Source organism: Nocardia sp. NPDC127606, from assembly GCF_042671725.1.
Classification (GTDB): Bacteria; Actinomycetota; Actinomycetes; order Mycobacteriales; family Mycobacteriaceae; genus Nocardia.
In genome coordinates this window covers 184,661-197,564 of the sequence record NZ_JBHXWQ010000006.1, presented here as the reverse complement: position 1 = coordinate 197,564, position 12,904 = coordinate 184,661, and the positions used below count along the sequence as shown (strand labels likewise).

At 67.5% G+C, this 12,904-nt stretch carries 17 protein-coding genes; 7 read left to right on the top strand and 10 right to left on the bottom strand.

Features of this window, described 5'->3' with window-relative positions; translation table 11 throughout:
* Positions 1-9: 9 nt before the first annotated feature.
* Both ACFVJ5_RS25460 and ACFVJ5_RS25455 read right to left on the bottom strand, forming a co-directional pair.
* Positions 10-435, bottom strand: a complete 426-nt coding sequence (locus ACFVJ5_RS25460; RefSeq protein WP_379223690.1) for a PIN domain nuclease — start codon at positions 433-435, stop codon at positions 10-12.
* Positions 426-644, bottom strand: coding sequence for an antitoxin (locus ACFVJ5_RS25455; protein ID WP_379223689.1), 219 nt, complete (start codon positions 642-644; stop codon positions 426-428). The genes ACFVJ5_RS25460 and ACFVJ5_RS25455 overlap by 10 nt, the downstream gene beginning before the upstream one ends.
* Before the next feature lie 56 nt (positions 645-700).
* On the opposite strand from ACFVJ5_RS25455, the gene ACFVJ5_RS25450 reads away from it, so the two are divergent.
* Positions 701-1,222, top strand: coding sequence for an ATP-binding protein (locus ACFVJ5_RS25450; protein ID WP_379223687.1), 522 nt, complete (start codon positions 701-703; stop codon positions 1,220-1,222).
* Between the two features lie 42 nt (positions 1,223-1,264).
* Here ACFVJ5_RS25450 and ACFVJ5_RS25445 read toward each other — a convergent pair whose 3' ends face one another.
* From ACFVJ5_RS25445 to ACFVJ5_RS25435, 3 genes are all read right to left on the bottom strand, one after another.
* Positions 1,265-1,834: a TetR/AcrR family transcriptional regulator gene (locus ACFVJ5_RS25445; protein ID WP_379223686.1), complete on the bottom strand. Its 570-nt coding sequence runs from the start codon at positions 1,832-1,834 to the stop codon at positions 1,265-1,267.
* 51 nt (positions 1,835-1,885) lie between these two features.
* The gene (locus tag ACFVJ5_RS25440) at positions 1,886-2,977 is read right to left on the bottom strand and encodes an agmatine/peptidylarginine deiminase (RefSeq protein ID WP_379223684.1); all 1,092 of its coding nucleotides are present in this window, start codon (positions 2,975-2,977) and stop codon (positions 1,886-1,888) included.
* 94 nt (positions 2,978-3,071) lie between these two features.
* On the bottom strand, positions 3,072-3,671 hold the full coding sequence (locus ACFVJ5_RS25435) for a class I SAM-dependent methyltransferase (RefSeq protein WP_379223682.1): 600 nt from the start codon (positions 3,669-3,671) through the stop codon (positions 3,072-3,074).
* A gap of 121 nt (positions 3,672-3,792) precedes the next feature.
* Between ACFVJ5_RS25435 and ACFVJ5_RS25430 the strand changes: the two genes are divergently transcribed.
* Both ACFVJ5_RS25430 and ACFVJ5_RS25425 read left to right on the top strand, forming a co-directional pair.
* Complete coding sequence (locus tag ACFVJ5_RS25430; RefSeq protein ID WP_379223681.1) at positions 3,793-4,746, top strand: DoxX family protein; 954 nt, start codon at positions 3,793-3,795, stop codon at positions 4,744-4,746.
* Between the two features lie 304 nt (positions 4,747-5,050).
* Positions 5,051-5,290 (top strand): hypothetical protein, encoded by a 240-nt coding sequence (locus ACFVJ5_RS25425; RefSeq protein WP_379223679.1) that lies wholly within the window; start codon positions 5,051-5,053, stop codon positions 5,288-5,290.
* On the opposite strand, the gene ACFVJ5_RS25420 is transcribed toward ACFVJ5_RS25425, so the two are convergent.
* Positions 5,287-5,610: a hypothetical protein gene (locus ACFVJ5_RS25420; protein ID WP_379223677.1), complete on the bottom strand. Its 324-nt coding sequence runs from the start codon at positions 5,608-5,610 to the stop codon at positions 5,287-5,289. The genes ACFVJ5_RS25425 and ACFVJ5_RS25420 overlap by 4 nt on opposite strands.
* 19 nt (positions 5,611-5,629) lie before the next feature.
* Complete coding sequence (locus ACFVJ5_RS25415) at positions 5,630-6,115, bottom strand: MarR family winged helix-turn-helix transcriptional regulator (protein ID WP_379223675.1); 486 nt, start codon at positions 6,113-6,115, stop codon at positions 5,630-5,632.
* 74 nt (positions 6,116-6,189) lie between these two features.
* Between ACFVJ5_RS25415 and ACFVJ5_RS25410 the strand changes: the two genes are divergently transcribed.
* Positions 6,190-7,611, top strand: a complete 1,422-nt coding sequence (locus ACFVJ5_RS25410; RefSeq protein ID WP_379223674.1) for an MFS transporter — start codon at positions 6,190-6,192, stop codon at positions 7,609-7,611.
* On the opposite strand, the gene ACFVJ5_RS25405 is transcribed toward ACFVJ5_RS25410, so the two are convergent.
* Positions 7,608-8,348, bottom strand: coding sequence for a helix-turn-helix domain-containing protein (locus tag ACFVJ5_RS25405; RefSeq protein ID WP_379223672.1), 741 nt, complete (start codon positions 8,346-8,348; stop codon positions 7,608-7,610). The two genes, ACFVJ5_RS25410 and ACFVJ5_RS25405, sit on opposite strands and share 4 nt — an antisense overlap.
* 393 nt (positions 8,349-8,741) lie before the next feature.
* Here ACFVJ5_RS25405 and ACFVJ5_RS25400 point away from each other — a divergent pair, with 393 nt between their 5' ends.
* The 3 genes from ACFVJ5_RS25400 to ACFVJ5_RS25390 all read left to right on the top strand — a co-directional run bounded on the left by ACFVJ5_RS25400 (position 8,742) and on the right by ACFVJ5_RS25390 (position 11,537).
* Entirely contained in the window at positions 8,742-9,326 is a 585-nt protein-coding gene (locus ACFVJ5_RS25400; RefSeq protein WP_379223670.1) for a CHAP domain-containing protein, read from the top strand.
* A 188-nt stretch (positions 9,327-9,514) separates the two neighbouring features.
* Positions 9,515-10,663 (top strand): hypothetical protein, encoded by a 1,149-nt coding sequence (locus ACFVJ5_RS25395; RefSeq protein WP_379223669.1) that lies wholly within the window; start codon positions 9,515-9,517, stop codon positions 10,661-10,663.
* Positions 10,664-10,826: 163 nt separating this feature from the next.
* Positions 10,827-11,537 carry a DUF1906 domain-containing protein gene (locus ACFVJ5_RS25390; protein ID WP_379223667.1) on the top strand — a complete coding sequence of 237 codons (711 nt, stop codon included), beginning with the start codon at positions 10,827-10,829 and terminating at the stop codon, positions 11,535-11,537.
* A 1-nt stretch (position 11,538) separates the two neighbouring features.
* On the opposite strand, the gene ACFVJ5_RS25385 is transcribed toward ACFVJ5_RS25390, so the two are convergent.
* Together ACFVJ5_RS25385 and ACFVJ5_RS25380 are read right to left on the bottom strand one after the other, a co-directional pair.
* Positions 11,539-11,889 (bottom strand): hypothetical protein, encoded by a 351-nt coding sequence (locus ACFVJ5_RS25385; RefSeq protein ID WP_379223665.1) that lies wholly within the window; start codon positions 11,887-11,889, stop codon positions 11,539-11,541.
* A 107-nt stretch (positions 11,890-11,996) separates the two neighbouring features.
* A complete protein-coding gene (locus ACFVJ5_RS25380; protein ID WP_379223664.1) occupies positions 11,997-12,713 on the bottom strand; it encodes a hypothetical protein in 717 nt (238 codons plus the stop codon).
* Between the last annotated feature and the right edge of the window lie 191 nt (positions 12,714-12,904).

Here is a 12,904-nt window from a genome sequence, read left to right as displayed (position 1 = left end):
GCCGCCGTATCAGCTCTCGTCGAACTGGAGACGCTGGACGGATTGGCCGGTGACGTCGGCGATGAGCTCGAAGTCCTTGTCGGCGTGGAGGACGGTGAGTTTCGAGCGTTCGGCAATCGCGGCGATCAGGAGATCAGGGATCGAAGGCGCCCGGTGATGACCACGTACGGCGAGTTCTCGGAGTACTTCCAGCGCGCGGTCTTCCGCCGTGGGCGTCTGGTATTCGACCGGCATGTTCGCGAGCGGGGGCATATCCAGCAGCTGGGCGAGATCTGTCGCGGTGCGTGCGGAGTAGCCGGTTTCCAGCAGGGTGACCGTGGCGATGCGAACCATCCCACGTTCGATGCGGTCGGCCCATACGTGCGCGTCCGGCGCGGCGCCGATGCGGACGAGGGCGGATTTGTCGATCAGCCACGGGCGTGGACTCACGACCACGCGCGCCTCATGACCTCGGGGTTGTCCAGGTCCTGTGCGAGCTCGGCGACACGATTCAGGTCGCCGACGGTGACAGGCACAGTTCGCTGAAAGTCCCGCGCGAGCCAACGCCGCAAGAACTCCCCCCGAGAGATTCCCAACTCTTCGGCGCGGCGGTCGACTTCGCGGATCGAGGCTTCCGGGACGTCCCGAATGAGGATATCTGTCATGGTCGCTACCTCCTGATATCAATGATATCAGGAGGTAGCTGCTACGGTCCGATGCTGTGATCGTTTGGCTAAACGGGACCCATGGCGCGGGTAAGACGACGACCAGTGGGCTTGTGCAACAGCTGATTCCGGAGTCGCGGGTGTTCGATGCGGAGAAGGTCGGCGAGACGCTCATGGACGTCACGCCGGGGCTGCCCGCGACGAACAACTTCCAGCATTGGCCACCGTGGCGGCCGCTCGTGGTCGAGACCGCCCGGCACATTCTCGACTACACCGGCGGCACGCTGGTGATGCCGATGACCGTGCTGGTCGAGCAGTACTGGCGCGAGATCAGTACCGGGCTCGCGCGGCATGCGATCCCGGTACGGCACTTCGTCCTCCACGCGGACCAGGACACCCTCCGTGGACGCATCCAGGGCGACACCGTTCTCGGTCCTTCGGCATTCCGTCTCGCGTATCTCGAGCCCTACGCGGAGGCTGCCCGTACGTGGCTGCACAGCGAGGCCGAGGTCATCGACACCACACTGCTCACCCCTGGTGAGGCTGCTCAGCGGATCGCGGACGCCGTCAACGAGTGACGTGTCCTCGGCCGATCGAGCGAGGACTCCTTGCGCAGCCGGCTAGGCCCTGCCGAATTCGAGCTCTATTGCGCTGATAAGGATTTCGCGAGCTCGGGGGAGGGGCAGAGAGCCGCTGTGCCAGCGTTCGCTGAGGCCTTCCACCAGCGTGGTGAGGCGTTCCGCGGTGAGGGCGGCGTCGACGGTGGGGGCGACGGCGCCGGATTGTTGGGCCCGGCGGATGAGGGTTTCCACGTCGGCGTTCCAGGCTTCGGTGGTGGCGCACAGCGGCGCGCGGAGGTCGGGGTGGAAGACCGCGCTGGCGCGCAGTTCGCCCCAGGCGACGCTGGTTTCGCGGACTCGGTCGGTGTCTTGGAGTTCGAGCAGCAGCATGTGCTCGACCTGTGCGCGTGGATCCGTGGTGTCGGCGGCGTCGGTGTAGGTCTGGGCGCGGTGGTTGATGTGTTCGAGCGCGGCTCGCAGGATGCCCGCGCGATCCTTGAAGTGGTAGTAGATCAACGCGGTGGACACTTCGGCCGCGGCGGCGAGTTTCTCCACGCGCAGGCCGCGTACGCCGTCCTCGGCGATGACGCGGACGGCGGCTTCCATGATCTGGGTACGACGGTCCGACACGATTCCTCACAGTAGGCGCACGTGATCGCGGCGGTGGGGCCGCTGCCGGGCTCAGCCGACGGGTTCCTGCTGGGTGGTGCAGTGGATACCGCCGCCACCAGCGGCGATGCCGTCGATGTTGATCTGCACCACCTCCCGGCCGGGAAACAGCCGCTCCAGGGTGGATTTCGTGGCGGCGTCGGTCACCGGATCACCGAATTCGGGGCCGACGACGGCGCCGTTGCAGACGTAGAAGTTGATGTAGCCCGCGGCGAAGTCGTCGTCCGCGAACTGCTCGCGCACCGTGGCCGGACCTTCGAGCACCTCGACTCGCAGCGGGCGACCGTGCGCGTCGGTCGCCGAGCGCAGGATGTCGAGATGGCGACGGGTGACGTCGTAGTCGAAGGAATCCGGGTCGTTGTCGAGTCCGGCGACGACCACGCCGGGTCCGGCGAAGCGGGCGTAGAAATCGGTGTGCCCGTCGGTGATGTCCTCGCCCGCGATGCCGGGAAGCCAGATCACCTTCTCGATACCGAGCAGGTGCTCGAGTTCCTCTTCGACATCGACCTTTTTCCAGCCGGGGTTGCGATTGTTGTTGATCACGCAGCTCTCGGTGATGATCGCCGTGCCCTCCCCGTCGACCTCGAGCGCGCCGCCTTCGAGCACCAGATCGGTGTGCAGAGTCTCGACGCCCGCGCGGCCGGTGACGAACTGCGCCACCTTCGCATCGGCGCCGTAATCCTGCTTCTCACCCCAGCCGTTGAAGTTGAAATCCACACCGGCCCTGGCGTTTCCGTTTCGCACGAACACCGGGCCGGTGTCGCGCATCCACAGGTCGTCGAGGTCGGTGGCGATCAGCTCCACGTTCGCGTTGCCGATCAGGCTCTGCGCCCGCGCCAGATCGCCGGGGCGCACCAGCATCGAGACCGGTTCGAAGCGGGCGATCGTGGTGGCGATGGTGGCCAGGTTGCGCTGCACCTCCGGCACCAGCTTCGCGCCCCAGATCTGTTCGTCGGCCACGAAAGCCATCCAGGTGCGCTCGTGCGGCTGCCCCTCCTCCGGCATGAGCCAGGTCCTTTCGTCGCTGTCTCCACTGTCGTCGCAGCCGGCCACCAGTGCGCTGAACGCGGCCATCGTGGCCTGGACGAACGTGCGTCGTCGCATCGGGTTCTCCTTCCGTTGTCGAGAACCGTATATCCTGACTGAAAATTTAGTCAAGAATGGCGATCCGTGTCACCCAGGCGCCGGTGGCGTGGTTTCACGACTTGACGACCGCCAGGGCGGAGTGGGGCCGGACGTCTCCCTCCGCGGGGTGATGGAGGCGGTCGACCTCGGTGAATCCGGCCTCGCGCAGGATTTCGGAGAGCTGATCGGTGGGGTAGCGGTAGGCGGTAGTGACTTTGTGGGGGAAGGGTTCGACGGTGTCGGTGGACTCGAAGAAGCCGATCACCAGGCGGCCGTTCGGGGTGAGCACCCGGTGGAATTCCGCCAGCACGGTGGGGAGTTCGGCGGGGGTCATGTGGATGAGCGAGAACCAGGCGAGGATGCCCGGGACGGAGGCGGTGGGGACATCGAGTTCGCGGATCGAGCCGAGTTCGAACGGGATGTCCGGGTAGGCGGCTCGCGCGTAGGCGATGAATTCGGGGACCAGGTCCATGCCGGTGGCGGGGACACCCGCGTCGGTGAGGAATTTCGTGAAGTGGCCGGGGCCGCAGCCGAGGTCGAGGACGGGGCCGGGAGCCAGGTGGGTCAGGGCGAAGGCCGCGTCGTCGGGAGCGAGGTCGGAAGGGGAGCCGAAGAGGTCGATGTAGAGGGCGTGGATGGCGGTGTAGGCGGCTTGGACGGTGTTGTCGGGCACCCGGTCGACGCTAGTCACTGAACAGGGCATGCCCGGTTGCGTCCATCGTTTGTGATGGGAAGACCCGGGTAGTCGAATGTAGGGAGCCGTTTTCCCAGTCGTAGACACGAAGGGATCGACGATGCCGATCAAGCCAGTTCGACGCATTGCTCGCGCACTGCTGGGGACCACATTCGTGGCCGCCGGAGTGAACGGGTTGATGAATCAGAAGCCCCGCGCCGCCGCCGCCAACGCGCTGGCCGAGAAGGGCAGGACCGGCCTGCCCGACGCACTGGCGGCACGGGTGCCCGACGATCCGAGTCAATTCGTGCGCGTGAACTCCGCGGCGCAGGTGGTTGGTGGGTTGCTGCTCGCCAGCGGCCGCGCGCCGCGGCCCGCGGCCCTTGTGCTGGCCGCGACCGTGGTGCCGGGAACCGTCACCGAGCAGGACTTCTGGGCCGAGAGCGACCCGGACCGCAGGGCGGCCAAGCGGGTGGGGTTCTTGAAGGACCTCGGGTTGCTCGGCGGGCTGATGATCGCGGCGGCCGACACCGAGGGCAAGCCGTCACTGGGCTGGCGGGCACGGCGGGCGTTCTCGCGTGAGGAGCCACGCATCGCGGCCGAAGGCGCTGCCATCGCGGCCGCGGCCAAGGTTCGTGGCGCGCATCTCGCCGATGTCGCCCACGAGCAGGGCGCCCATCTGGCGGAGGTCGCGAACGAGCGTGGCACCGCGCTGGCCGAGATCGCCCGGGAACGTGGGCCGCAGCTGGCCGACGCGGTGCGCAGCCGCGGTGCCCATCTGGTCGAGGTGGCCAAGGATCGTGGCCCCGAGGTGGCCGAGGCCGTGCGCAGCCGTGGCGCCCATCTGGTCGAGGTGGCCAAGGATCGTGGCCCCGAGGTGGCCGAGGCGGCGCGCACCCGTGGTGCCCAGATTGCCGACGTCGCCAAGGAGAAGGGGCCCGAGCTGGCCGAAGCCGCGCGCGAACGAGGCACGTATCTGGTCGATACGGCGCGCGAACGTGGTTCGGAATTGGCCGCGGCGGCACGAGAGCGTGAGGAGATCGCAGCTCCCACACGCCGGTGGTCGAGGCGATAGAACCCGAATCTGCCGAGGCAGGCCGAGCCGACGGTGACGTGACCGATCCGGCCGGTCTGTTCGCAATGCCCCGAAAATCGTGGTCTGGCGCTCCCACCTGCTGTGGCGCACCATAAATCCGGGGTCGGGCATACCGACGAACTCACCGCGCGAACCTGATAACGGGGCAATCCCGGCGAATTAGGTTTGGCGGTGAGTTCTGGTGTGAATACTGGGCATTCGCAATGCTTTTCGACAGAGTGGGATTCATCTGATGTTGTCCGGTCGTGAAACGTCCAAGCCGTACGCCGTTCGAGTTGCAGTGGTGGGAGCAACGGTGCTGATCGGACTGCTCGGTTCAGCGGGAACCGCTGCGGCACTTCCGGGTTCGGGGTCGGCCTCCGGTTCGGCCAGCGGTTCCGCGGACTTGGCATCGGGGTCGGCGTCCGGTTCGGCGTCGATCGGTCCGGCCACCGCGGCGGGCGCCTACCTCACCTGGCAGTCGACGCAGTTCATCCACAACACGCTGCGCATGCTGCTCTCGGTCCCGCTGCGCAACAGCTAGTTCCAGGCTTTTTCCCAGCGCTCCGCTGCCCAGTCGCGCACCTCGCCGCTGAGCAGAATCGCGGGCAGCAGCAGCGCGAAGCCGATCAGCAGGATCGCCAGGCGCACCCACACGCTGAGTTCGCCGAGGGCGCGCAGCAGCGCGGGCAGGACGCAGAGCGCGGCGAGCGCGACGAGGACGATCGCCGCGAGATTGTGTCCTGGCCCGGCGATCAGCGCGGCGCAGGTGCCGAAACACAGGCCGAGGACCAGTCCGCCGACGCCGACGAAGTAGTTGTCCCAGGAAAGCCAGCTCGGGCGGGTAGACCGGTGAGTGACCACGCCGCGCAGCCTATCGCGCTCAGCTGTCGCTGTGCGGCGGTCTGGGCCACGGGTTTTCCTCCAGCTGTTCGACCGACCGGTTGAACTTGCGCATCAGCCTGCTGAGCTCGGTGACATCGTCGGCGTCCCAGTCGGCGACGACCTTGCCGATATCGCTGCTGCGGTGGCGTCGGTCGGCTTCGAGCGCGGCCTTGCCGTCGGCGGTCATCGTGACCTTGCGGGCGACACCGCCGTCGGGATCGGGAACCCGTTGCACCAGTTCCTGCTTCAGCATCGCGCCGACCTGGCGGTTGATGGTGGAGATGTCGAGCTGAAAGGCCTCCGACAACTCGCGCAGGCTCAGCGGTTCGCCGAGATCGAGCCGGGTCAGGATGAGGAACGCCGATCGGTCGAGCAGGAAACCGGGACGTCTGCGGGTGGTCGTGGGGAAGTGCCGCGAGATCAGGTTCAGCTCGAACACCAGGCGGGTGAAGGGGGTGTCGTCGGCGGGGCCGGAATCGGGCATGTGCCAACTATGTCGTGTGGGTCACCGCGGAACCAAATTGTGTACTATGCACATGCTGTGTACTGTGCAATTTCGTGTCTGTAACCGCCGAGGCCGCACCGGCCACCTCCGAAGCCCGACGCCCGGCCCCGGCCGTGCTGATCGCGGTGCTCAGTACGGTCGGCATCGTCGTCTCACTCATGCAGACGCTGGTCATCCCGATCATTCCGTCGCTGCCGACCCTGCTGAACACGTCGGCGTCCAATGCCTCCTGGGTGGTCACCGCCACCCTGCTGGCCGGCGCGGTGTCGACGCCGATCGCCGGACGACTCGGCGACATGTTCGGAAAGCGGCGCATCCTCGTCACCAATCTCGGCTTCATGATCGTCGGCTCGGTGGTCTGCGCGACCGCGAGCTCACTGCTGCCCGAGGTGATCGGCCGGTCCCTGCAGGGCATCGCGGTGGGCGCGATCCCGCTGGGGATCAGCATCATGCGCGACGAACTCCCGCCCGAGAAGGTCGGCGGCGCGATGGCCGTGATGAGCGCGACCCTCGGTGTCGGCGGTGCCGTCGGCATGCCGTTCTCGGCGCTGATCGCGCAGAACGCGAACTGGCACATGCTGTTCTGGACCGCGGCCGGACTCGGTGTGGTGTGCGCGGTGCTGGTTTTCGTGTTCGTGCCGGAATCGCCGGTGCGCACGCCCTCACGCTTCGACTTCGGTGGTGCGATCGGGCTCTCGATCGCCCTGCTCACCTTGCTGATCGGCATCACCAAGGGCGCCGACTGGGGCTGGGCCAGCGGCTCGATCCTCGCGCTGTTCGGTCTGTCGCTGGTGAGTTTCCTCGGCTGGGGCGCCTATGAACTGCGCCGCACCGCGCCGCTCGTCGACCTGCGTGTGTCGGCCCGCCCGCGTGTGCTGTTCACCAATATGGCCTCGATCGCGGTCGGCTTCTCGCTCTACGGCATGTCGCTGACGTTCCCGCAGCTGCTCATGGCTCCCGAGCAGACCGGCTACGGGTTCGGTCTGTCGATGGTGGTCGCGGGCCTGGCGATGGCGCCGACCGGTCTGGTGATGATGCTGCTCTCGCCGGTCTCGGCGCGGCTGTCGGCGAAGAAGGGCCCGAAGTTCACGCTGGCGCTCGGCTCGGCCGTGATCGGAATCGGCTACCTGTGCGCGGTCGTGATGATGGACACCGTGTGGCAGATCATGCTGTCGGCGGTCATCGTCGCCGGTGGCGTCGGCCTGGCGTACGCGGCCATGCCCGCGCTGATCATGGGTGCGGTGCCGCTGAGCGAGACCGGCGCCGCCAACGGCCTCAACTCGCTGATGCGTTCCATCGGCACCTCGACCTCGGCGGCGGTGATGGGCGTCGTGCTCGCGCACATGACCATGCAGCTCGGCCCGCACATGGTGCCGACCCGGTCGGCGTTCCACACCGCGTTCTTCATCGCGATGGCGGGTGCGGTCGCGGCGATCGCCTTGACCGTGTGCATCCCGATGGGCAAGCGCGACTAATTCTCGTCGGGCACCGGGCAGAACGCGACAAGGGCCCAGTCTCGGCGCGGAATCATCGGTTCGAGGGCGTGCATGATCATCGTCACGACCTTGTTCGTGTCCGGCTCGCGGATCCGCTGCACCGGTCGGTCGAGGTGGGTCGGCGCGATCGGTTCCGTGGTCCAGAACTCGGTCCATTCCGGCGCTTGCGAGCAGGCCGCGATGAGTTCGTCGATGCGTTTCTGCGGAACGACGCCGGGGCTCATCACCCGAAAACCGTAGACACACAGGTGAACCTGCAGGTGCCAGTCGATCATCGCGATACGTGCCCGCGGATCGAGCAGCATCCATTCGAGCAGGGTCGTGCCGGGGACGAGGCCGGGAAAGAAGCGTGTCCACGCCGCATTCGCGGCCAGGATGTCGAAGGTCGAATAGTCCTGCAGGCTGGCGGGGTAGGGGATCGCGTCGAGCAGGACGCGGTCGGCGGCAGGCACATCGATAGTCGGCACCGGCACCGAGTTGTCGTAGCGATCCGACAGCGAGAGGGCCACGAGGTGGTCGCGAAACAGGTCGGGCACTTCCAGTGCGTCGAACAGTGCGGTGAGGGCCTCCAGCGTCGGTGTGCGCGTGCCCTGTTCGATCTTCTGGATGAGTCCTGGGGAGATGCCTGCGAGGGTGCTGAGAGCGGCACGGGTCAGTCCTGCCGACTCGCGGCGTTCACGCAGGTAGCGCGCGATCGGTGGATGCGGGTTCTCCACGCGGGTGACCTCTTTCGGAGCGGTGGGACAAATTGGGACAGTCGTTCAGCTTGACCGAGGGTAAAGGTTTCGCAAAACTCATCACAGCCGGGCGGGACAGCGCGTGGCCGTCCGACCGACGCACACCAGGCCGATTATCGGTTCAGTGCTGGTCGGGCCAGTGTTTTCCGGAGCGGATAGTGTTCGATTCCACCTCTGCGCGGACGAATATCGCCGGAGGGGACGGCGCGCACTCGATGGCGCGCGCCGAGAGCGATTGCCGGGCTGATACCCGGGTGGCGCAGGGGTCCATCCGGTCGTCGCCCGTCCGCTTCGGAAAACACGCGTGATCGGGAACCGAAAGCGCTCGTGATTCGTCCAATAGGTCAGAAGGATGAACGAGAGCGGGGGGCGATGACGCAGATTCAAGCCGAACGACCTGGACGGCGCACGTCCTGGATCGTCGGAATCTCCGGGCTGCTGGCGGCCGCGACGGTCGTGGCTGTCGGACTGGTGTGGTGGCAGCACGATTGGGGCGATCAGTTCCCCGCGCTCGACAGCGAAAGTCTCGACGAGCAGCAGATCGTGCTCGTGGACGTGTTGCGCCGCGAATACGAGCAGCCCGGCGACGGCCCGAAGTACGCCGAGGGCGTCCAGGAGGCCTGGTGCGCCGACTTCGTGAGCTGGACGATGCGCGAGGCGGGCAGGCCGCTGGCGAACCCGAACTCCGGGTCCTGGCGCATCCCCGGCGTGTACACGCTGCAGGAGTACTACCAGCAGGTCGGCCGATTCACCCGCCCCGACGTCGGCTACCGCCCACGCACCGGCGACGTGGTGCTCTACGGTCCCGACAGCCCACTCGGTCAGCACACCAACATCGTGCTGAAGGCCGAAGGGGACACGATCACCACCATCGGCGGCAACGAACTGGGCGGGGTTCGGGTGCGTACCATCACCCCGGCCGAAACCGCTGATCTGGTCGGTTACGGGCGATTCTGAAATCGATTGGCGCTCAAGACAACTGCGATGATCCTGGACGGCGGTACCACGCTGATACCCGTACCATGGAACTCGCGGCGCCCGGCAGCGCCGTTGCCGGCTCCTCCGTCCTGCTTCCCCCTCATCGGCAGGACGGGGGAGTTGTGCCACCAGCAGCGGGTTCGCCGACGTCACGTACCGTGTTCGATGTGCGTGTGAAGGTGGACGAAGAGCCACGTCGTGACCCGATGTGGATCGAGTACGCCGATTTCGGCGAACGGTTCGTCACCTACGCGGTGACCGAGGAGCGCATCGCCGCCGCCGTGTCGGGGATGACCGGGCGTGGCGTGAAGATCGGACCGTTCTCGCTCGGGCCCGCCGGACTGGCCGGTTTCGTCGCCGAGGGCACGCTGGGCACCCCCGTGGTCACCCGCACGCCCGGTGACGCGCTGAGCTTCGGCGTGCGGGTCCCGCTGACCCTGGCCGTGAACCTGGTTCTCGGCGGACGCAAACTGCGCCTGGCCGCCGTGGTGGAGATCGGGCTCACGCTGCACGCCCGCACCGCCGCCCCGCTGCTGGTCGTGATCGATGTCGCCCCGGTGACGGCCAAGGACGTCAGCTTCACGTTGCGCGCCGAGGCCATCGACGGTGCGTGGGAGATGCTGCTCGACCCGATCGCGGGCCTGGTGCAGCGCGAGGTCGCCAACCGGGTCAACGCCATCGTGGGTGATCCGAAGGTCCGTTCGGAGCGCGTCTTCGACATCGAGGCGATCCTGGACGGCTACCGCTCACCGCATCGCAACGACACCGTCTTCGAATGGATCGACTACCGCGAATTCGGTCTGCGCTTCTTCACCACCATCGTCACCAGGGATCGTGTGCACGGCGTGGTCGGCCAGATGGCGGGCAGCGAGATCGAGGTGGGACCGCTGTCGGAGGGCCCGCGTGGCGCGGCCACGGTGACCGTGCGCGGGGCGATCGAGCAGCCACGGGTGATCGACCGTGGCCTCGGCGAGCCGGGTGACCTGCGGATCTTCGATATGACGCTGCCGGTGGGGCTCGACATCACCGTCGACGTGCTCAAGGCCAACCACTACCGTGCCGACCTGGAGATCCCGCTCGTTCTCACGGCAAGGGCCGCCGAGCCGCTCCAGATCGTGATCGAGGTGCCGCCGCCCGCGCTCGAGGACATCTCGATGGAATTCACCGCGAAGGGCCTGCGCGCGGCCACCCTGGCCCGACTGGCCGGGATCAAGAAGCAGGTCGTGGCGCAAGTCGTCGCGGTGGTCAGCACCGAGCTGGCCGATCCGACCGGCCGCACCATCGATGTGGGCGCGGCGATCGACGGCGCTACCTGAGTCGTGTGACTCGTGGGGCGAATGTTGCCGTTGGTTCTGGCGTTGCGCCTGGGGTTGTGGTGCAATGAGTCGCACGTTCTAGACTCCCGGCGCGCGAGATTCGGGGAAGGCGCGCCGGGTTCGCTTACCGGTTGAAGGTCGGGTTGCGCGAAGGAGTCCTGCGATGCGTTCTGTTCCGGTGACCCGGCGGAAGTTCTTCGGCTTCGCCGCCGCCGCGGCCACGATCGGTGCCGGCCTCGCCGCCGCACCTGCCCGCGCCCAGTCCTTCGGCACCATGGTCGACTACGCCGCGGGGGTTCCCTCCGCCGCGTCGATCGCGGCCGAGGGGCACATCGGCGTCATCCGCTACGTCTCCGAGCGCAGGCCCGGCGCGGAGTGGATGGAAGGTAAACCGTTGCTCGCCGCCGAGGTCGAGGACCTGTGGACGCACGGCCTGTCGATCGTGTCGAACTACCAGTTCGGCAAGGGTCCGACGGCCGACTGGCGCGGTGGCCTCGAAGCGGGCAAGGAGCACGCCGAACGCGGCTGGGCCATCCACACCGCCGCGGGCGGACCCGATACCGCGCCGATCTACGCCTCGATCGACGACAATCCCTCGGACGAGGAGTTCGAGGAGATGATCGCGCCCTATATCGAGGGCTGGCAGTCGGTGCTCGGACCCGACCTCGTCGGCATCTACGCCAACGCGCCGACCATCGACCGCGCACTCGACGCGGGCCTGGGTTCCTGGTTCTGGCAGCACAATTGGGGCACCGAGCGAGGATTCGTGCACGGCTCCGCGCACCTGCACCAATTCGAGATCGACAAGCGCGCGATCGACGGCATCGGTGTCGATCTGAACCGGGTGCTGGCCGAGGACTACGGCCAGTGGTGAGTTACGTCTGGCAGTGGCACGTCGACCCGTGACGCAGGTCGGGCTCATCGTCGGGCATCACGCACAGCGGCGCCCTGGTGTCGGGTGCGGAGTGGTTCCCGAGCCACGACATCAGTGACCACCGCGACAGGCCCGACAGCGCCGACCCGACGCTGGCGAACGACAGCGATGAGATCGCGGACCCGAACGACCCGATCGAGCCGATGGACAGTACCGATCCGACACTGCCGATCGACAACACCGAATAGGCCGATCCGATCGACAGGATCGACCCCTCGGATCGATAGGAGAGAATCGAGCGGCTGCTCCGGATCGACCGAACATTCCGGGAAGAATCGTGCGTGGTCGCCATCGTCTCGGTCTACCACACCGCTCATCCAGCGGGAACCCTGCGCGAGCCGCCAACGCAAACCTCCCCGCACCTCAGGTCTGCCTGAAGTCGCGGGGAGGCGGGGGAGCCTAGACGGTGAAGAAGCCAAGGGTCGGCATGAACGTGCAGGTGCGCGGTGCGGCGCCCTCGGCGGCGGTGGTGAGCGAACCCGAGATCACCGCGACCACGCGGCCGTGGCCGGTGTTAGCGACGGCCGACAGGGTGGCCGGACCGCCAGGGTTGATCTTGGCCTCGTCGGTCAGCGTCTGGATCGCGGACTGGCGGGTGTCGAGGTTGAGCCACTGCACCGTCATCGGCGGGTTCTGCTCGCCGGTCGGGGCCTTGGTGCCGAGCGCGGTGAACACGAAACCGGCCTGTCCGGCGGCGGGGCCGGGCGGGGGCAGCTGCGCCGGACCGGCGACCGCGAGCGCGGTGCCGACCGAATCGGCGCCGTCGCCGATGCAGCCCTTGCCGATCGTCGGGTACAGGAACTGCGCGATGGCCGGGCCGTCCTGCGGGAGCTCGGGACCGCCGCCGCCGCTGCCGTCGAGGAAGGTGATGATCCGCTCGAGGGTGGCCTTGATGGCGGGCGGCAGGTTCAGCGTGGCGAGCAGTACGCGCGCCTGATCCAGCAGGGCGGTCTGCGGGCTGGCGACGTCGGCGGGGCCTGCGACCAGGCCCGCCACGGCGGGGGCGAAGGCGGCTAGCGCGTCGACAGGGACGCCCTCCGGCACCATCGGGACGCTGACCGGCGCCGCCTGTGGGGCAGGCGCGGGCGCGGCAATAGATGCAGGCGCGGCGAGCATTGCGCCTGCTGCGATGGCGAGAGCGGTCGTTGCGATCCGCGATCCTCGGCTACGAAGCACTTGTCTAGCCGTCCTTACCTCGGTTTTGCGATGGGCGAGGGTTGTCGAGCCCAACATGTCGGGGGTCACTCTAAGGACAACGCTGCCGTGTTGTACAGCCGCCGGGCCCGGAGTGGTTCACCGGCCGAAAC